A 19,028-nucleotide genomic window follows, 5' to 3' on the forward strand; every position below is an offset into this window, starting at 1 on the left:
CTATTGGGTTTACGAACTAGAATTGGCAGTTTAAATAATAAGGATGTTAACAATTGATGTTAGAGCAAGCAGATACTCATATCGCTTTATTAGACAACGACCCTATCTCTGTGGTTACGCCATTTTTAAACCCCAAAGTGAAAGCCCAGCGATTGATATTGTTGGCTATTCAGCCTCTCAATTTTAAACTAAAACACTTGGTTGATTTATTAAGGCCAAAGGGCATAGCAGTCCACTGCATCGAGCTGCTTAAACTACAGCAACCCTTGTTGGAGTGTTTGTCCGAGTACGTAACACAAAACATGGTGTTAAATGTTACTCAAGGTAATATTGACCTCCAAACGCGTTTAATTGAATGGGGCAAACAGCAGCACGCTGCGATTGTTTGGCTAGATAAAAAGAATGACTACTTGCGGTATATTTATCCCGCGGAGCAAGCCGATTTAGAGGTGCCTGATAAAATCAAGATCCCTGATTTTATGGCTTTATTGGGTATTACTGTTAAATCTAGTAAAACAAGCTTGCAAACGGTACAGGCTTATATTCCTATTGCTCGAGATTGGGCGGCAAAAAATGAGTGTTTAATTAAGGGGATAGGTCAGCTTAATTATCATGCTATGAAGTCAAACGCAGCGTTTATCGCTCACCGAGAACTAAGTTACCAAGAGAAAAACAACCCTCAGCTGCAACAAATGTTGGCACAAATGAGCGAACGGGGCTTGTTGCAGCTCAAAGAAAATCGTATTCATTTTCGCTCTGCGCAGGCTAAAGAATTTTGTAATGGTTTTTGGTTGGAGTATTTTTGTTTTGACCAAATGCATCAGCTTCGCCGCAAGGGGTTGGAGCTACAAGATATCGCCATGAGCGTAGAGGTTGAATATGGCGATCCTCAATCCCCTCTTCGCAATGAACTCGATGTTGTTGCGCTAATTAATAATCGTTTGTATATCGTAGAGTGTAAAACCAGTAATTCTGATTCAAAAGAAGGTCAACGGATTATTTTTCGCTTGGATATGTTGCGCGATAGCTTTGGTGAAACAACGCAAGCTTTTTGGGTCAATAGTCTGCCAGTGGCCAGCGTACTTAAAAAGCGGGCAAAACATAGCGGTGTGTATATTGTTGAGGCCGAAGACGTGAGTGACTTTGCAGATTTGATCGCCAGAACCGCAAAGCGATTTGCTTAATGTTAAAGGAAAGCTGTATGTCAAAAATTAGTCTACTTATTGCTGTGTTGTTTTTGTCTGCTCCTCCGGCTATTGCGTATAACAGCGGTAGTTATAGCAAGTTTGCTTATGCGTCATGGGGGAAGTATCAAGTACGGCAGATTTCACAGTTTGTAAAAGCGATTGAAGACGGTCAGTTACAGAGTATTGCTTACAATAGGCAGTTTTCGAGCGTTATGAAACGAGTAATCCCTGAGGTGAAAGACTTAGGACCTTATTATGAAAATAGCCTGTTTGGTAAAGATTTTAACCTCGCATTATCTCGTTTAGTGTTGGAATTTGGCTGCTTAGAGTATCGCTATCGTCATTCTATGCCACATGCTAGAGAGTGTGGCGCTTATGTAGAGGATGAGCGACTCAAAGAGCACTTCCCATTTTCTGGCGGATATTTTCATAAAAATATCTTAGCCGTTTACCAGAATAGTAAATCGAGTAACAATAATGTGGCTTACTCGCTTTATTTAAAAGAAGGGCAACGATTCCCAGCCGGTAGCATATGGTATCCAGTGCATCAACTCGGTCCTTTTTTTGGACGTGCGACATCGTCTAAGCAATTAGTGCTTACGGTTTCAGTTGTCTTTGAAAAGTTAGATGTCTCAGGTGCACCAGAAAAGTATTTGTTTGAAAAAGCCAGGGTATTTTGGTTAATACTTCCAGAAGCGAAAGATATTGCTGCTCAGGCTAACGAGTTAGCTGCTGGGCGTTATGCAGCAAAACATGCGCAAGTACTCATCGCCGAGTTTTGAGTATAGCGATGGAGTAACTTTTTGTTTAAGGCCATTTGGAAGTAAGCCTTGTACTGCTTAATATTTATTTTGTTATTATTTATTGGTTGTTGATGGTTTTAGTGTGGAAGCCTACGCCCCTGCCAATATTTTAAAGGCCAGCTGATAAGCTGGCTTTTTTCATTTCTGAATTTTTCTTCTAGTTTTCTTCATATTACGATCGATCTATCTGTCAGTTGCGTATTTCATTGCACTATTGAGGCGGTTAGAATGATGAGCCTAGTGAATATTTTCAGCAGTGGATGACAGTGTAGTGACAAATACTCCCCCAGTGAGGACAGATTCAGACTTTTCTCCGCAGATTGCCATCGTGGGTGGCGGTATTGCCGGTTCCGCAGTTGCTTTAAAACTTGCCGAGCTGGGCGCGAAGGTTAGTTTATTTGAACAAGGTCCAAGTTTGGTGAACGGCCCGCCAGCCTGCCATTTGCATGCGGGAGGGAACCTATATCGAGAAATATCCGATGCACAGTGCCTTAAGCTGTTAGAGCAGTCGATTAATACCTTGCGGGTCTTTCCGCATGCGGTCAATCTTCGTCCTACGGTGATTAGCGTCCCCATGAATGATCCCGGTGAACCTGAAGCGCTGCTGCCTCGGTTGCGAAAGTTGCAGGCGCACTATGCAGATTTAATTCAACAAGATCCGCAAAATCAAAAACTTGGTGCCGCAGAAGATTACTATCGTTTATATAGTCGAGAACAACTGGAAGCTCTGGCTAAACGTGAGCCGCTACAGCAACCTCGTAGCATGGATGATTGGATGATCCCGGTGGCTAAATACTTGGATTTATCGGCTTTCAAATACCCTTTTGTGCAGGTGCAAGAATATGGCTTAAGTTTGTTGCGGGTTGCCGCTACGGTGGCCTTGGCGACGCAGCGTTTAGCCGATTGTTCAGTGCTTACCTCAACCAAGGTGCAGCATATCGAACTGTTGCAAGGCGGTTCACCGCGTTGGCGCGTTGATTATCAAGATCAGCAGGGTCGCCAAACTATCGAAGTAGACTATCTGATTAACGCCTGTGGTTATCGTAGCGGCGAGTTGGATGATATGGCTAAGTTAAGCCGCAGTCGTATGGTCGAGTTTAAAGCCGCTTACTTAGCCAATTGGCCGAGTCAAAATGGCCGTTGGCCTGAGTTGATCGTGCATGGTGAGCGCGGCACCCCTAATGGTATGGCGCAATTAACCCCTTATCCCGATGGCTTATTTCAACTGCACGGGATGACCGATACCATTACCTTGTTTAAAGGCGGTTTGGTTAAATCTAGCGAGCATAGCGCTCAGCCCGAGTTGAGTCCTTTACTGACTCGTAAGCTCACTCAAGGCTGGCAAAGCGAAGAGGTTGAGCTGCGCACCGCAGAGGCAGTAAAACATATGTCCCGTTACCTACCTAGTTTTAAAGATGCTGCTGTGGCGGGTCGGCCACTGTTTGGGGCGCAGCAAATTCCGGGGAGTGATCCAAGCCTACGTGCAGCCAGTGTATCTTTTGACAAGACACATTACGCACGAACCGAAATTGTTAAGTTTTCTTCTGCCTTAAGTGCCGCGGAGCAAATCATTAAGAATATTTGTGAGTTAGGTTTACTCAATGCCGAAGCCTCCAATGCGGCGATGAATGAATTACAAAGCACTCAAGGTATCGCCTATCAGCAGGTGCTGGAATTGGCTGAGCAATTGGCTGGGCAACGTCATTACCCGCTATCGTTAGCGCGTTAACATCATCTATTGTTTGCTTACTCGCACTGCGAGTCTATTTATTAAGGCCCTAACATGTCTATTCAACACTTTGAAAGTAAAGCCTGAATGAGCCGAGCTGTGGTTCACAATAATACCGTATACTTATGTGGCCAAGTGGCTAAAGACACAGCCCATGGTATTGCCGAGCAAACGCGTACCACGATTGAAAAAGTGGAACAACTGCTGGCAAGCGTTGGTTCCGATAAGTCGAAGCTATTAAGCGTGACTATTTATTTGCGCAGCATGGATGATTTTGTAGAAATGAACAAAGTGTGGGATGCATGGGTTAGTGATGTGACGCCGCCCGCTCGGGCTTGCGTGCAAGCACATATGGCTCGACAAGAAATTTTAGTTGAGATGTCGGTCACGGCAGCTGTCTAAGGCAGTAAATGCTTGATGAACGAATAAGGCGGCTGGTTGTTGCACCTTTCCAAGGCTGATATTGCTTACTGAATACTGTCTAATACTTGCGCAAATTTAACGGGTATATAGCTACGTTCTTTTAAGTTATATACACTATTTAATGAACAATTGGCCTTCATTGCGAATACCGATGGCGGTATTCCCTTTTTGCGTAAAGCCTTCCAAAACTGTTTCCCATTCACGGTGCTAAGCATGATTTAATCCTCAAGTGAGTTGTAAAACAAACTGACGGCGAGCATTTAACAAAAATTATGTGACAGGCAAATGACATTTTGTAAGTTATTAAATGTCAGTGTATTAGGTTTCCTGTTGTGTCCTTGTTACAAAAGGTCAAATTTTTGTTTACTTAAAAGCATGCCTCAAAGATAATGATAACAATTATCATATAGATTATCGAAAGGGATGACGATGCACGTATTTAAAATTGCCTTAGGGTCAGCGGCCTTGCTGACCACTAGTGTGTATGCTCAAGTAACACAAACAGAGGTTGTCGCAGATTATGCGGCATTGGCGCATGCTGTATATAGTGATGCACATAGCAGTGCTTTAAGGCTGCAAGAGACGACTCAGGCACTTATCCAAGCGCCTTCAGCTCAGCATTTACTGGCCGCAAAGCAAGCTTGGAAAGTCGCCCGTCGTTTTTATCAGCAAAGTGAAGTGTTTCGTTTTGGTAATCCAATCGTTGATGATTGGGAAGGTCAATTAAATGCTTGGCCCTTGGATGAAGGCCTGATCGATTATGTGGCGAGTGATTACCAATATGAACTTGGTAACCCTGGTGCGACTGCAAATATTATTGCCAGTACCACTCTTCAGGTAGGCGAGCAAGCAATTGATTTAACGAATATTACCCCAGAATTATTGGCTTCACTGAATGAGCTTGCTGGCTCCGAAGCGAATGTCGCAACTGGTTATCATGCGATTGAATTCTTATTATGGGGGCAAGATTTGCATGGTACAGAGCCCGGCGCAGGAGAGCGATCTTATACTGATTATGCCAAGGGTGAAGCTTGTACTCATGGTCACTGTGAACGCAGGGGCGATTACCTAGCGGCGGTGAGTGAGTTACTGGTGAGTGATTTAGCTTGGATGAGTCAGCAGTGGGCTAAAGGCGGTGATTACCAAACGCAACTCATGGCCGAACCGAGTGAACAGGCCTTGCGCCGAATGATGTTTGGCATGGGTAGCTTATCTTTGGGCGAACTTGCTGGCGAACGGATGAAAGTCGCTTTAGAAGCCAATTCCACCGAAGATGAGCACGATTGCTTTAGTGACAATACCCATAACTCTCATTACTACAATAACCGTGGCATCAGCAATGTCTATTTCGCTGAGTTTCAGCGTTTAGATGGGTCGCGCTTTAGCGGTGCCAGCTTGGCGCAATTGGTGGCGCAACAAGCCCCGAAAGTTGCCGAGCATAACCGTTACTCATTTGCTCAATCAATGGCACAAACGGCTAAGTTAGTAGAAAGTGCCGAAACTAATGGGGTTCATTTTGACCAACTCATTGCGGCTGACAACCTGCAAGGTCATGCTCTGATTAATGGTGCCATTATGGCTTTAGTCGAGCAAACCCGAGCCATTGAAGCCAGTGCCAAAGTGCTCGGTATCGAAAACTTAAATCCTGATACCGCTGATCACGAATTCTAAAAATAACAGGTAAACCATATGAGGGAGCTATAGCTCCCTTTTGTGCTTTCAAAAATAATTATTCATCTTGGGAGAGAGTCAGCGTGAAAGTCACGATGATAAAGTTGATGGCTGTAGCGTTGCTGTTAAGCAACGCGAGTTGGGCCAATGATAAAAAACCGGGTGGGGGGACCACCGTGGGGCGAGTGGACGAGAATGCTTTTTCCTTGCCAGCAGCCAATTTAGATTTTGAAGGTCGCTTAAATTTCAGTACCGGGAATAGTTTCTTTCGTAATCCGTGGGTAGTTGCACCAGCAACCACGATTGCCAGAGATGGCCTCGGCCCCTTGTTTAATACCAATGCTTGCCAAAACTGTCACCTAAAAGATGGTCGTGGACATCCCGCTGAAGTTGGCGACGACAATGCGGTATCGATGCTGGTGCGGATCAGTATTCCGGCGGTGAGCGAGCAACAAAAGGCCCAACAACAGCATGACGGTGTGGTACCGGAACCGACTTATGGGGGGCAAATTCAAGATCAAGCGATTGCGGGTGTCGCGCCCGAAGCCCGGGTGCGTTTTCGTTATACCGATAAACCGTTTCAGTTTGCCGATGGGAGCCAGTTGACGCTGCGAGAGCCGCACTTGCAGGTGGATCAACTCGGTTATGGACCGATGCACCCCGATACCATGTTTTCGCCACGGGTGGCTTCGCCGATGATCGGCCTTGGTTTGCTGGAAAGTATTAGCGAGCAAGATATTTTGGCTAATGCTGATCCAGATGACCGCGATCATGATGGGATCCGTGGACTGGCGAATCGAGTATGGGATCAACAAACACAGCAATTCACTTTGGGGCGTTTTGGTTGGAAGGCCGGGCAACCTAGCTTAATGCAGCAGAATGCGGCGGCCTTTAATGGTGATATTGGCATTACCAGTTTGTTATTTAGCAAAGATCACTGTACCGGGCCTCAAACGGCTTGTTTAGCGGCGACTTCTGGGGTCGATCCCGATGGTTCGGAGGTGAGTGATAAGCTGCTTGGTTTTGTTGAATTTTATTCGCGTCACCTTGGTGTTCCTCGACGCCGTGATTATAACGATCCGCAGGTGAAACAGGGTGATCAATTGTTTACTCAATTGGCTTGTGATAGTTGTCATCGACGCAGCTATACTACGGCTAAACGCCCGCATTTACCGGCTTTAAGTGAGCAGCGAATTTATCCTTATACTGATATGTTGCTGCATGATATGGGCAGTGAGTTAGCTGATGGTCGGCCGGAATATTTAGCCAATGGCCAGCAATGGCGTACGCCGCCATTGTGGGGGATCGGTTTAACCAAGGTGGTGAATGGTCATAGTCAATTTCTGCATGATGGTCGGGCGCGCAATGTTACCGAAGCGATTATTTGGCATGGCGGAGAAGCCAAACCTGCTCGACAGGCCTTTGCTGGTTTAAGTCAAAGCGAACGAGAGGCTCTGGTCGCTTTTGTTAATTCCTTATAGGAAGTTGTCATGAATATTTATTTTTTACGAGTACTGACGTTTAGCCTATTGGGATTGCTGGGGTTGACGTCGGTGCAGGCGGATAATAACCCACGAAGCCTTTGGTTGAAGCAGGAGCAACAGTATATCAGCGGTTTAGGGGGGCAGTTACTTGAGGCTGCGCAGGCTTATCAACAGCAAGTTGCAAGCTATTGTGCTGCGCCTAGTGCCGCTGCTTTAGCCGCCAGTCAGCAAGCTTGGCAAGCTAATTATCAGGCTTATTTACCCCTGCAGGCCAGTGCCTTAGGGCCGCTGCTGGACTTAAAATTAAATTGGGCGATTAGTTACTGGCCAGATAAAAAAGACACCACGGGACGCAAGGTAAAGGCAGCATTAAGTGTGGCCGAACCCAAGCTCAGTACCACGCATAGTAATTTGCGCAGCCAAGCGTATTTATTATTTAGTGAATTGACGGCCAAACAGCGTTGCGATGTCTTATCGTCCCAGTTCAGTCGGTATTTACCCGTGGTGACGCTCGTGAGTAAAGGCCTGCAAAGCCTTGCAATACATCAAGACCAAGCGCCGCTCTTTCCACAGTTAAGCAGCGATCTACTGAACAGCTATCGTTTACAAAGTAGTATTATGCTGCGCAAGTACCGTGCGCTTTATTCCGAGAAACATCAACGCTTGCGACCTTATCAAGGAGAAGCGTGGCGCGCTAATATCAGCCTGCACTTACTCAACCAACAACTCGCTTTATTACAGCAACGTTATACGAAATATTTGGCAGTTTATCTGCAACAGCTTGAGCCCACGCTTGCCAAGCAGGTTTCGCAACAGTTTGCGGCGGTGTTGGCCAGCATGCCTCAACAAGAGCCGTTAGCAGAGCAAAGCGATTTAAGTGCTTGGCAGCAGGCTGAACCACAACTGGCACGCTTGGATAGTTTGTTTATGGAACAGATCCCGCAAGCCTTGTCGATTGATTTAGGGTTTAATAATAATGATGGCGACTAAATTAAATCGCCGTCAGTTATTGGTGCGGCTCGGTTGTTTAAGCCTGGGTTGTGGTTGGTTTCGTCCCGGGCTTGCGGCTAAATTATTACTTGAAGCAGACGATGCTCAAGCGAGCAACATGTTGCTCTTGGGCTGCTCCAAGCAAGAGCTGGAGTATCAATTGAGCGCGGTAACGCTTGATGGGGCAGTGCAATATCAAATCCCTTTGGCCGCGCGAGGCCATGAGGTGGCCGTGGCAAAACCGGAGTTTGATTTGGCGGCTTGTGTCGCGCGCCGCCCGGGGAAATTCATCGTGCTATTTAATCCTCGTCACGGTGAAATTCTCGATACTCTGCAGCCACCTATGGGCATGCATTTTTATGGGCATGCGAGTTTCTCTGAAGATGCTTTGCGCATGTTTGTTACCGCGGGCGAGCAGGATAGCAGTGAAGGTTATGTGCTGGTTTATTCACGCTCCGACTCGGCAACGGCTTGGCAGCTAAGTGCCCGTTGGCCGCTTGGCGGCTTGGGTCCCCATCAGTTATTGGTATTACCTGGGCAACGTTTAGTGGTGGCTGTGGGGGGGATCCATACTCGAGGCCGTGAAAAGCTTAACCTTGCGACGATGCGTCCGTCCTTGATTTATCTCAACAGCCTTAATGGTGAGCATTTAATGCGTCGAAGCCTCGCTGATCATCAGCTTAGTATTCGTCATTTGGCTTACTCAGCGCATAGCGATACCCTATGGTTGGCTTGTCAGGGGCAAGATCCAGAGGCTGAAATTAGTTCTCTTGTGTACTCTCATCATGGTGAGGGGCCGCTGGTGGCTCTGGATCCCGATGCTGATTATTGGGGCTTATTCGATCGCTATGTTGGCAGTATTGCCTGTAGTCAGGGAGAAGTTTTAGCCAGTTCTCCTCGGGGGGCCAAATTGGGAGTGTGGTCGGAGGCGCAAGGCGAGTTGAGTCACTTAGTGCAAATGGATGATGTTTGTGGTTTGGCTGGTGGCGAAACGACTTGGGTAGCAAGCACTGGGCAAGGCCAATTACTCGGGCAACGAGGCTCTGGGGAAGATTGGCGGGCACAAAGCCCGCTGCAATGGGATAACCACCTTAATCTAATCGCCTTACCCTAAGTCACAGTGCTTTGTCGTGGCTCAGCGCTGTATTGCTAGTTGGCGAGCGGTGGTTGAGCACGACGGCGAAACGGATTGCCCTTGGTAAATACAATCAGATTCCCAATTAATACGGTGGCGACTCCCAGCAAGGCTAGTGGTGTCCATTGGTAGCTTTCGAACAGGGTCGATAGGCCTAAGGCAACCACAGGAAACAGCACCGTAGTGTAGGCGGCTTTTTGTGGGCCTAAGCGCCCCACCAAGATCAGGTAGAAGCTAAAACCTAACACCGACCCCACTAAGGCAAGGTAGAATAAGCTACTCAAATACTTCACAGAGCTAGTGAGATGAAAACCTTGGCCGCTGAGCAGGCACCACAATAGCAGGAAGCTTGCGCCATAGGCCATGCCATAGGCATTGACTGACAACACCGGCAAGCCTTGCTTTTGCTGTTTTGCTGAAAGCACATTGCCTAAAGAGAAGCAGTAAGTGCCCGCCAATGCCATCAAAAGCCCAAGCACTTGCTCACCCAAGCCTTCACTTTGTTGTAGATTAGGGTAAAACAATAACACGATACCACTAATCCCAATGGCTCCGCCCACTAATAGTCTTAGACTCGGACGTTGTTTATAGAACAGCCAACTGTTGCCCATATTCATGATGGTGGCGATGGAAAATATAATCGAGATCAGTCCACTGGGGATGTATTGTGCGGCATGATAAAACAGCATGAAATTACAGCTAAATAGACACAGGCCTAATAGTAAGCAACTGAAGTGCTGTTTTGGATTGAGCTTTTGTAAGCGTCCGCTGAGGCGTAAAAAAATCATTAATATTAACGCGGCGATAGCAAATCGATACATGATGGAATTAGCGATGGGCACATTGCCAATTTGATAGGCTATCGCTAACCAAGTTGTCCCCCAGATCCCTACGGTTGCTACATAAATAAGAGCAATCATTTAAGCTTTCCTTGCGCGGCCATCGATACCCAATTAAAGAGTTCTATGATGCTGGAGTCGTCAGGCCGATGATTACAGATCTTTGCGCAATTTTAGGTGTTTTTATCGAATTTTGCGCATTTTACAAAAAGAGCAGCCGCCTCGCGGTTTGTATTGTGGCGGTGAAGTGCCGCTCAGGGCACTCTTCGCTTGGACTGTTTTGTTCGTTACTCGGTAGGGACTGAGTGGTTTACTCAGAAGACAGCAGATCTTTACTGAGTTTGAGTCGATGTTTACCGCGGGTGGCTTTGGTTACTAGGTAATAATGGTTGTCGACTTTACGATAGACCCCTGTGCTTTCCATTTCGCTGACGATAATGCCATTTTCTTCGAGGGCAGTTTGTTTACGTGGGTTGTTGCTGAGTAGCTTCAGCTGTTTCACTCCCATCGCTTTAAGCATTTGAGCTGCTTCGCCAAAGTCTCGCAAGTCGTCATCAAAGCCCAATTGATTATTAGCGCTATAGGTGTCGATACCCTTAATTTGCAGCTGATAGGCATCCAGCTTGTTGTATAAACCGATCCCACGGCCTTCTTGGCGCATATACAGGATAATGCCACCTTGCTCGGCCATTTTTTCGATGGCTTCATTGAGCTGTTCACCGCAATCACACCGTGAAGAACCAAATACATCGCCGGTTAAGCATTCAGAATGGATCCTCACTAGAGGGTTTTGTTGTTGGCTGTCGGCATTTTTGAAGACCAGTGCGACATGTTCTTTATCACTACTCAGATCTCTAAATGACAGCATTTCGGCAGGAATATCGCTGCGGCGTCCAACTTGAAAGGGGACTCGGGTGCGAATACGGCTGGTGTTTTCTGCTGGCTTCATCAATGCGCTCCATTACAACGGCGATGGCGAAGTGTATAAATTCATTCTAGCAAATGCAAAGCCTTCCTCAGCGTAAAATTTACTGGTTGTGGTTCAGCTATCCTAAAAACCTGTTGGAGATGACAATCAAAAGCATTTTCACCATCCCTCTTACAGAAACGTAAATTGATTTTTGGGGGGGCTAAACTTGAACGACTCAGCTTTTTAAGGTGAATGATTTAAGTGAAGATTCCAGCTAAATTAAAAACGGTAGCCTAGGTTTAACATAAGGCTGGTACGTTGGCCCATTCCTAGTTCTAGTAGTGCCGCCAGTCGGTCGGTGAGAGAGACTTGAGCGCCTAATAGTGCATTCCATTGTGTTTTTAATCGCTGATTTACATCAAACCTCGTATTACTCGGAAATTGCGGAGGGAGAGCGATCCCGAGTTCGGATATATCACCATGAAAACTTTGCTCTAAGTTTTGGTACATCATTCCCCCCCACAGTTGAATGCTGTGGCCGCTGACTTCCCAGCGATAGCCAAGGCGAGGGCTAATGACGAGCGTATTGACTTCACCATTCAGAATATCGAGATCGGTGCGGCTATAGTTAATGTCGAATACACTAAACCAGTTGCCAATTCCCGCGACAAGGGTACTGCCGACGCCATAGGTAAGGCCTTTAAACTCGAGGTCTATTTGAAAAGGACTTAATAAAGGCTGACCTGCGAAGTTGATTTGTGCGTCGCTAATGCTGCTACCTTTGGTATAGCCGAGTAGCCCGTAAACATTTAAAAAGGGGCTGAGCCACAGATCGGCTTTAAAACTCAATGTTTCGGAATCTTGCACTGCATCACTGGTTTCAATATCAATTAAGGGCTCTAGTGCTCCTAAGCCTGAGAAAGAAATGTTATCGCTCGTTAAAGATTGCGACATTCCCAGATAATTTAGGCTGAAGCCATAGGGTTTCGGCAAGCTTTGGTTGCGCTGTTTTGCCTGCTCTGCCCCCATAGGAAAATAGGGTTTCTCTTCAGAATCGAAGTTATCTTCGACGACAGCCTCGGCGAAGAAGGGGGAATAGAAAGCGATAAATAGGCTTGCTTTCAGCCACTGAAGCTTAGTCATGAGATCCTTCTTTCGGTGATTACAGTGAATATTTTTAGGGGCGTTAAAGCCACCTTGCTATTGAGCGAAGAGTTACATCCAGATGTTACTTGGAGGGATGCCGCAGCCGAACAAGCTTTGTCGTAAGTTTATCGACCGTGCTTATCAGCTTGCCGTGGATTCTATTGAAAGTATTCAATTAAAACAAGCCATCTTTGCTTCTGATACGCTTGCTTAATCTTAATTCGTACTTATGATGGACGAATCTCCCTGAGCAAGCAGCCATGCGCTGGTGGTGTGATGAATTATTCACATTTATATCAACAAAATCAACGAGTTCATGTTTTCGAACGGCTGAGCAACGCTCGGGCAGTGCTGCATAACCGTGTCAATTTGAATCGGCAGTTAGGTTTTGCGCTGTGGTCTAATCAGGATGATGTGACTTCCTATCAGAAGCCAGAACACCACACCCTAAGTCTCTATCTGTCTGGCGGATATCAAACCAAACGGGTGCTTGGAGCGCAGTCGATTGGCGGTGGAGCACCGGGCAAGTTATGCATCATGCCAGCAGGGCATGAATCACATTGGCAGGTTGATGGCCCTTGCGTTTTGTACATCTGTACTTTTCAGATGATGATCTCAGTCGCTGTATCGAGCAGACTTGGGATAAAAGTGCGGCACAAGTTAGCCTACAAGATTTAACTTTTATCGACGATCCGGCCATCAGCAGCCTACTGCAATTGTGGGCTTTGAAGTTAAATTGGCAAGATGCTAGCGACCAATTGGCGCTAGAACAAGTGAGCCAACTATTACTTGGTCATTTGCTAAAAAACTATGCCGATAGGCGTTTCGCTGACTTACCAAGCCGCGGTGGTTTAGCTCCATTTCAGTTGCAACGTTGTCAAGATTACATCGAACAAAACCTAGCCACTCATATTAGCTTGCAACACTTGGCTAATTTAGTGGATTTGAGCCCCTATCATTTTGCTCGTATGTTTAAGCTCAGTAGTGGTCAGAGTCCTCACCAGTATCTGACTCAGCGACGGATTGCGCGGGCTAAGCTGCTATTGACCAGCGGCGACTTAAGCTTGGCCAGACTTGCTTATCAGCTGGGGTTTTCTTCTCAGGCTCACTTTAGTGCTCGTTTTAAATGTTTTACTGGGCAAAGTCCACTGGCCTATCGTCGCTCGCAGCGGACCTGACAGTCTGATGTGAACCATTCAGTTTAGCGATTGCATCAATGCTTGCGGCCAGTTGCGCTAAATCCCACTGTTATAGTGCGCGTTGGTGAGGACTGCCTAGTGGATAAGTGCTGGCGAAGGTTTGGGCTTGGCTGTTCATGGTTGGTCATTGCTCACGACTAGCAGGCTTGAGAGTGTTGTATGCGGTAATGTTCAGCAGCGTTCGCTTACTCAAGACGATAGAACCATTTTGCATCAATCGCATTGAATTTCTCACTGTTCAATGGGTTTTTAATATGGATGGCGGTTCGCGTTGCAAGCTGAGCTTTGCCGAGACCCTCCTTCATGAATGGATGGCTGCTCATTAGTTGCTGAAAACTCCCTTGCGAGTACGCGTTTTCTAAGCCCTTGATGATGTCGGCATAGAGTTCGGTGTTTTCTTTATTGACATAAAAGAAATGCCCCGATGGATAGACCAGCACCAGGCTATTCTCAATCACCAGATTTGGCAGTTTTGCTTTGTAGAACCGGAGGAATCCGTAGATTTCTCCCGCCCCTAATGGAAAGAAATCAAACCGTTCTCTATCAAGCATTTTAAGTAAGTTCTCGATCTTGGACGAGGTTATTACCTGCAAACCTGCGCTTTTTAAAATGACCACATCCGGCCAAGCTCTTCCCTGACCCGCAGTTTTGCTCTGAAGTTGTTGTAAAGTTTTAATCTTGGCAAAATCTTCAACTTGATTTTGGTGGATAATAAACAGTCGCCACCCCAGCAGTCCGCCATCGAGGGGAATGGGAACCATGTTGAACTGTTCTTCCAGCGAACTATCGGCCGCGTTGTCTGCGGCAGAGAGTTTACCCTCGCTCAACAGGCTAAAAGCCCGCTCTGTGTTGACTGCTAAGGGATAGAGTTGCAGTTGATATGGTTTTCCACTGTTCTTGAGCGCTAAGGCCATCATTTGATAGCCAAAGCTGGCTTCCTCAAGTCCATCAATATTTGGATACATAACGATAGTCTTGGCTGAGCCATCGCTGAATATACTGCTAAATCCGAATATGAGGCAAACAGATAAAAGCAGAATGGATACTCGTTTCATAAGTTCTCCTTTGAGCAACGTTACAACGTTCTACAAAAGAGGGGCCTTTCTCCCGGCGGCGCTCACTTTCAGGGGGAGTCCAGCTTGCTGTAAAGCCTGAACATCATGCTCCTCAAGTCCTATGTTTGTTATAGGCCAGTCAGACAAAAGTCTCCTGTTAGCTGTAAAGCACCATGCTCTAAGTTCAACACGTTTATACATATAAATTTAGCACATTTATCCTAGACTGAGGCTGATTCAGCATCATTTTGGTGTTATTTATGGCTTGGATAATTGGCGTCAAAACAATCAATGCTTAACCTGAATTAGGTGGTCAATTAATCGCCCATGATACTGTTATTTTTATTACGCTTCAGATTGCTAAAATTAGATAAATATCTTTTATTTCTGTGTGTTACCCGTGATTGATGTTTTGAGTATCAGTCGCAGGGCACTGAACGCTTCGTTTAGTTAAGGGGGGAACAGGCTTATTGCAAGCCTGCTGAGGAAGTACACAGAGGGGGGATGACCGATAGTCTGAGCGACTACAGTTTAAATGATCACCGGAAAGCCATATTTGGGGTGGCGCATAATTTGTGGCTGATAATTAAATACCGTGCCAATTTGTTGCTCGGTGAGCACTTGCTCAGGAGAGCCATCGCCACATATTTCACCTTGCTTTAATAATACGATTCGCTCGCAGTAACGTGAGGCAAGATTGAGATCGTGCACCACACTGATCACCGTGGCACCTTGCTGGCTTAGTTTTGAGGCATGTTGCATCAAGGCTTGCTGGTGGTTTAAATCTAAGGCGCTGGTGGGTTCGTCTAAGAGTAAGATTTGTTGTTCTATTGGAGTGTCGGCGAGTTGCGCAGTGACGCGAGCATAGTGAACCCGCTGTTTTTCACCGCCCGATAGTTGCGGGTAGGGCGTATCGCGATAGTGCCAAATGTCCATCAATTCCAGTTGTTGTTCAACGATTTGTAGCTGCTGCTGGTGGCTTAATTTACTGTTGATTAAGCCGAGACTAACTACCTCGCTAACGCTAAAGGCAAAGCTTAAGGCTGAACTTTGCGGGAGTACCGCGAGATGGCGGCTTAATTCTGTGCGTCGCCAGTGTTTACGTTGGCGTTGTAAAATACTGAGTATGCCGGTGGGGGCTTCAAGATCGCCAGAAATGAGCTTGAGTAGTGAGCTTTTACCTGCCCCATTAGAGCCCAACAAGGCGGTATGTTGGGCTGGATAAAACGCCAGTGATAGGTCTTTAAAGAGTTGCTTTTTACCCAGAGTGAGACCGATGTTGCTGAGCTGTACGGTAGTTGAAAGAGTCATAGTCGTCCTAGGCAATGCGTTGCCGCTGTTGTAACAGCAAGAATATGAAGAAGGGCGCGCCAACCAGTGCGGTCACGATGCCTACGGGGAGCTCAGCAGGACTAATGATCATCCGTGAAATAAGATCCGCCATTAACAATAGTGCTGCGCCGAGTAAGCCGCTAAAAGGAATGAGTTGTTGGTGGTTGGGCCCAAGTAACATTCTCACTAAATGGGGAACCACCAAGCCGACAAAACCAATTAAGCCGGATACCGACACTGCAATCCCCACTCCCAGCGCGGTAAAGAAGATCAGTTGACTCTTGAGTTTTTGTACATCGATGCCTAGGTGGCCAGCTTCTGCTTCGCCTAATAATAGTGCGTTTAAGGCCTTGGCTTTGCGGCAAAAGACCACCGTGAGCATGGTCAAGGTAATAAAAGCCAATAAGATATTATTCCAGCTGGCTCCCGCCAGTGATCCCATTTGCCACAGGCTCAAGTCGCGTAGCATTTGATCGTTAGCCAAATAGCTTAATAGGCCGATCCCAGCACCAGAAAGCGCACCAATGGCGATGCCCGCTAATAACATCATGACCACCGAAGTCCCATTGGCTGTTGTCCCCAAGCGATAAACCAAGATAGTGGTGATAAAGCCGCCGACAAAGGCAAACAGTGGTATTGCCAGACTACTCACCACGTTTGGGAGCTGCCAATCTAATAGACTCAGCAGCACAATGGCTATGGCAGCGCCAGCAGCACTGCCGCTTGAGACGCCAATAATACCGGGGTCGGCTAAAGGATTACGAAATAAGCCCTGCATGACCGCGCCGCACATGGCTAAAATAGCTCCCACGGCGATGCATAACAGGGTGCGCGGTAGGCGGATACCGGTGATCACTAGTTGGTAGTGAGCTGGAGCATCTGAATGCAGAGAAAAAGGCACTAAAGCTCTTAAAGCGTCTGCCACGGGAATGCTCATCGGCCCTTGAGTGACAGACAACAAGCCTGCGGCAATGAGTAACAGTAAGGAGGCCAACATAAACCAGCGAGACAAGCTGATTTTGGGGGAGACCGACTTTGGCGAAAATAGCGACATTAATACAACCTTGTAAAGGTTAAATAGCGAGTAATTAAGCTTATACATTCAGCTCTGTTTATATTATTGGGCTTATTGTAGGCGTTGGCTTAGCCGTGTTGCTTGTTCTAAGCTTGCTAAACCTAAGCCACCAATTAGTGCATGTCCATCAATCGCATAAATTGCGAGCTGTTGTCCAGCGGGCGTCGCCGCTAATACCGGAAAACTATCAATTACACCTTGTGGCCCACCGAGGGCGTCTAAACTTCGTTGGCTAAATAATAACAGTTCTGGTTGCAAGGCTAAAATGGCTTCGTTCGAGAGCGGTTTGTAGCTGTTAATATGCGGTTTTGCAAGGTTTACTGCACCAGCCAGTTCGATGATGCTATTGGCGGCTGTGTGATCTCCCGCCGCCATTAGTTTTTTGCCATCGTGGCTGATGAAAAATAAGCTATTGAGTTGGCGAGCAGTTTTAGCTTGTTGTTTTAAGTGGCTAATTTGTTGTTTTAGTTTGGCTTGTAGTTGTTGCCCTTGTTGCGGATGGCCTAATAATTCTGCGAGTTGGACTATCCGTTGCTCGAGGCCAGCGATAGTCGCTTCACTATTTAAACGATGTACTGCAATTCCAGCTTGCTGCAATTGAAGCAAGCTACTTTCGGGCCCCATTTCATCACTGCCAATTAAACCATCTAGACCTAAAGCGAGTAAGGCTTCGGCGCTGAGTTGGCGATGATAACCAACCACCGGTAGCTTAAGCCGAGGTGGCAGGTCACTGGTTGAATCTACTGCTACCAGTTGTTTCTCAGCGCCAAGGGCTATCACTATTTCGGTAATGTTAGCACCAGCACTCACCACGTGTTTTAGTGGCGACTCTGCAACGCTGATTGACGAGTAGAATAGGCTCGCGATAGTTAGGCAGAATAGCGGTGAAAGAAAGCGCAAAGGTTGATGCTTAATCATGTTTTTTTTCCATTAAAATTTGAGTGGTCTCTATCTTGAGTTGTTGTAATAATTCAAGCAATTTGAGCAATTGTTCGACTGGAACTTGGCGCTCGCTGGCGAGGCTGGTATTAGCCAAAGGTTGTTGTTGGCTCTGCTGTTTTAAGGCAGCGGCAAAGGTTTGAAAGTTTTGATAACGTTGTTGTCCAAGCCCCCATTTAGGTGATTCCGCAAATAGACTCAACTGTAGCTCGGCGGGTTGCTTTGCAGCTTGGGGCTGTGCTTGTTCGGTTTGTGGCAGGTTCATCTTCATCTGATAAACCCGAGAGTTTGCCGTGAGCAGCAGAAACACCAATACAATGAAGATAATGTCTAATAGGGCTGTTAGGTCCGGCATCATGCTGAAGCCACTATTTTTTTGTTCTATACGGATCATGCGGGGCTCTGAAGTTCCGGTTGAAAGGCCGCAAGGGTTTTTGCATCGTCGGCAAGGGTATCGACACCTTCAATCATCAAGTTGGCTTGATTGATCATTGTTTCCAGTTGGTGCACGATTTGATCCTTCCACAAGCTCAAAGCATGCGCAAAGGCAAGTGCGGGAACCGTCACCATTAAGCCTGCTGCGGTGGTATACATCGCTGTCCCAAGGCCCTGTGCTAGCATTGCTGGGTTAATGGCTTGCTCGGTACTGGCCAAAACATCGAACATCTCAATTAAGCCAAGCACGGTGCCGAGTAAGCCGAGTAAGGGACTAATTAGCGCTAGAATGTGTAAGGCTTTGAGACCACGAGAGAGTTTTTGTTGCTGTTGGCGTAACCAAACGGCTGCTATTTCCTCACGAAGTGTCTTGCTTTGATGACGATGAACCAGCAATAGGCAAATTGCTTTGCGAGCGAGGCTACGTGATTGGGAAAAACAGCGTGCTCCTGGCTGGCAGGACGTTTGATTGTTGACCAGCAGGTGAGTGGCTAATTGTAACCAATTTCGTTGATAGTTGCTGAGTTGCACTGTGGCTAAACTGATCACTCGTTCGGCAATGATTGCGCAGGCGAGTATTGAGCAGGCAATGATTGGCCAACGTAAGTCGCCGAGCTGGTCTGCGGTGATGATTTGGCTAAAAGCCGTTAGTTTATCCATAGAGAATATTTGCATA

Annotated in this window: 20 protein-coding genes; 10 read left to right on the forward strand and 10 right to left on the reverse strand. The window is 46.7% G+C overall.

The annotated features are described in order from the left end of the window. Positions 1-56: 56 nt before the first annotated feature. The 4 genes from ACRRS1_RS04860 to ACRRS1_RS04875 all read left to right on the forward strand — a co-directional run bounded on the left by ACRRS1_RS04860 (position 57) and on the right by ACRRS1_RS04875 (position 4,121). Positions 57-1,184 carry a Card1-like endonuclease domain-containing protein gene (locus ACRRS1_RS04860; RefSeq protein ID WP_432464454.1) on the forward strand — a complete coding sequence of 376 codons (1,128 nt, stop codon included), beginning with the start codon at positions 57-59 and terminating at the stop codon, positions 1,182-1,184. A gap of 17 nt (positions 1,185-1,201) precedes the next feature. Further along, positions 1,202-1,969 (forward strand): hypothetical protein, encoded by a 768-nt coding sequence (locus ACRRS1_RS04865; protein WP_432464455.1) that lies wholly within the window; start codon positions 1,202-1,204, stop codon positions 1,967-1,969. Between the two features lie 292 nt (positions 1,970-2,261). Continuing rightward, positions 2,262-3,719 (forward strand): FAD-dependent oxidoreductase, encoded by a 1,458-nt coding sequence (locus tag ACRRS1_RS04870; protein WP_432464456.1) that lies wholly within the window; start codon positions 2,262-2,264, stop codon positions 3,717-3,719. 87 nt (positions 3,720-3,806) lie between these two features. Further along, complete coding sequence (locus ACRRS1_RS04875) at positions 3,807-4,121, forward strand: RidA family protein (protein ID WP_432468282.1); 315 nt, start codon at positions 3,807-3,809, stop codon at positions 4,119-4,121. A gap of 65 nt (positions 4,122-4,186) precedes the next feature. Here ACRRS1_RS04875 and ACRRS1_RS04880 read toward each other — a convergent pair whose 3' ends face one another. After that, positions 4,187-4,357 (reverse strand): hypothetical protein, encoded by a 171-nt coding sequence (locus tag ACRRS1_RS04880; protein WP_432454264.1) that lies wholly within the window; start codon positions 4,355-4,357, stop codon positions 4,187-4,189. A 214-nt stretch (positions 4,358-4,571) separates the two neighbouring features. Here ACRRS1_RS04880 and ACRRS1_RS04885 point away from each other — a divergent pair, with 214 nt between their 5' ends. From ACRRS1_RS04885 to ACRRS1_RS04900, 4 genes are all read left to right on the forward strand, one after another. Further along, a complete protein-coding gene (locus ACRRS1_RS04885; protein WP_432464458.1) occupies positions 4,572-5,813 on the forward strand; it encodes an imelysin family protein in 1,242 nt (413 codons plus the stop codon). 83 nt (positions 5,814-5,896) lie between these two features. Further along, positions 5,897-7,294, forward strand: coding sequence for a di-heme oxidoredictase family protein (locus tag ACRRS1_RS04890; protein ID WP_432454262.1), 1,398 nt, complete (start codon positions 5,897-5,899; stop codon positions 7,292-7,294). A gap of 9 nt (positions 7,295-7,303) precedes the next feature. Further along, positions 7,304-8,287 (forward strand): imelysin family protein, encoded by a 984-nt coding sequence (locus tag ACRRS1_RS04895; RefSeq protein ID WP_432461059.1) that lies wholly within the window; start codon positions 7,304-7,306, stop codon positions 8,285-8,287. Next, positions 8,274-9,401 carry a DUF1513 domain-containing protein gene (locus tag ACRRS1_RS04900; protein ID WP_432464459.1) on the forward strand — a complete coding sequence of 376 codons (1,128 nt, stop codon included), beginning with the start codon at positions 8,274-8,276 and terminating at the stop codon, positions 9,399-9,401. Before ACRRS1_RS04895 ends, ACRRS1_RS04900 begins: the two co-directional genes overlap by 14 nt. 35 nt (positions 9,402-9,436) lie before the next feature. On the opposite strand, the gene ACRRS1_RS04905 is transcribed toward ACRRS1_RS04900, so the two are convergent. The 3 genes from ACRRS1_RS04905 to ACRRS1_RS04915 all read right to left on the reverse strand — a co-directional run bounded on the left by ACRRS1_RS04905 (position 9,437) and on the right by ACRRS1_RS04915 (position 12,314). Beyond that, positions 9,437-10,342 (reverse strand): DMT family transporter, encoded by a 906-nt coding sequence (locus tag ACRRS1_RS04905; RefSeq protein ID WP_432464460.1) that lies wholly within the window; start codon positions 10,340-10,342, stop codon positions 9,437-9,439. A gap of 229 nt (positions 10,343-10,571) precedes the next feature. Then, complete coding sequence (locus ACRRS1_RS04910; protein WP_432464461.1) at positions 10,572-11,210, reverse strand: GTP cyclohydrolase II; 639 nt, start codon at positions 11,208-11,210, stop codon at positions 10,572-10,574. 240 nt (positions 11,211-11,450) lie between these two features. After that, a complete protein-coding gene (locus ACRRS1_RS04915) occupies positions 11,451-12,314 on the reverse strand; it encodes a virulence protein (RefSeq protein WP_432468281.1) in 864 nt (287 codons plus the stop codon). An 82-nt stretch (positions 12,315-12,396) separates the two neighbouring features. Here ACRRS1_RS04915 and ACRRS1_RS04920 point away from each other — a divergent pair, with 82 nt between their 5' ends. Both ACRRS1_RS04920 and ACRRS1_RS04925 read left to right on the forward strand, forming a co-directional pair. Then, a complete protein-coding gene (locus tag ACRRS1_RS04920; protein WP_432468280.1) occupies positions 12,397-12,531 on the forward strand; it encodes a hypothetical protein in 135 nt (44 codons plus the stop codon). Positions 12,532-12,895: 364 nt separating this feature from the next. Beyond that, the gene (locus ACRRS1_RS04925) at positions 12,896-13,495 is read left to right on the forward strand and encodes a helix-turn-helix domain-containing protein (RefSeq protein ID WP_432468278.1); all 600 of its coding nucleotides are present in this window, start codon (positions 12,896-12,898) and stop codon (positions 13,493-13,495) included. A gap of 206 nt (positions 13,496-13,701) precedes the next feature. Here ACRRS1_RS04925 and ACRRS1_RS04930 read toward each other — a convergent pair whose 3' ends face one another. From ACRRS1_RS04930 to ACRRS1_RS04955, 6 genes are all read right to left on the reverse strand, one after another. Then, on the reverse strand, positions 13,702-14,571 hold the full coding sequence (locus ACRRS1_RS04930) for a hypothetical protein (RefSeq protein ID WP_432468276.1): 870 nt from the start codon (positions 14,569-14,571) through the stop codon (positions 13,702-13,704). Positions 14,572-15,102: 531 nt separating this feature from the next. Then, positions 15,103-15,882 (reverse strand): heme ABC transporter ATP-binding protein, encoded by a 780-nt coding sequence (locus ACRRS1_RS04935; protein ID WP_432454252.1) that lies wholly within the window; start codon positions 15,880-15,882, stop codon positions 15,103-15,105. Positions 15,883-15,889: 7 nt separating this feature from the next. Beyond that, positions 15,890-16,957 (reverse strand): FecCD family ABC transporter permease, encoded by a 1,068-nt coding sequence (locus ACRRS1_RS04940; protein WP_432468275.1) that lies wholly within the window; start codon positions 16,955-16,957, stop codon positions 15,890-15,892. Between the two features lie 72 nt (positions 16,958-17,029). Continuing rightward, complete coding sequence (locus tag ACRRS1_RS04945) at positions 17,030-17,896, reverse strand: heme/hemin ABC transporter substrate-binding protein (protein WP_432454250.1); 867 nt, start codon at positions 17,894-17,896, stop codon at positions 17,030-17,032. Beyond that, positions 17,889-18,311 (reverse strand): ExbD/TolR family protein, encoded by a 423-nt coding sequence (locus ACRRS1_RS04950; RefSeq protein ID WP_432464466.1) that lies wholly within the window; start codon positions 18,309-18,311, stop codon positions 17,889-17,891. Before ACRRS1_RS04950 ends, ACRRS1_RS04945 begins: the two co-directional genes overlap by 8 nt. Further along, entirely contained in the window at positions 18,308-19,027 is a 720-nt protein-coding gene (locus ACRRS1_RS04955) for a MotA/TolQ/ExbB proton channel family protein (protein WP_432454248.1), read from the reverse strand. Before ACRRS1_RS04955 ends, ACRRS1_RS04950 begins: the two co-directional genes overlap by 4 nt. Position 19,028 lies beyond the last annotated feature (1 nt).

It is taken from the genome of Agarivorans sp. Z349TD_8, assembly GCF_050870825.2.
Taxonomy (GTDB): domain Bacteria; phylum Pseudomonadota; class Gammaproteobacteria; order Enterobacterales; family Celerinatantimonadaceae; genus Agarivorans.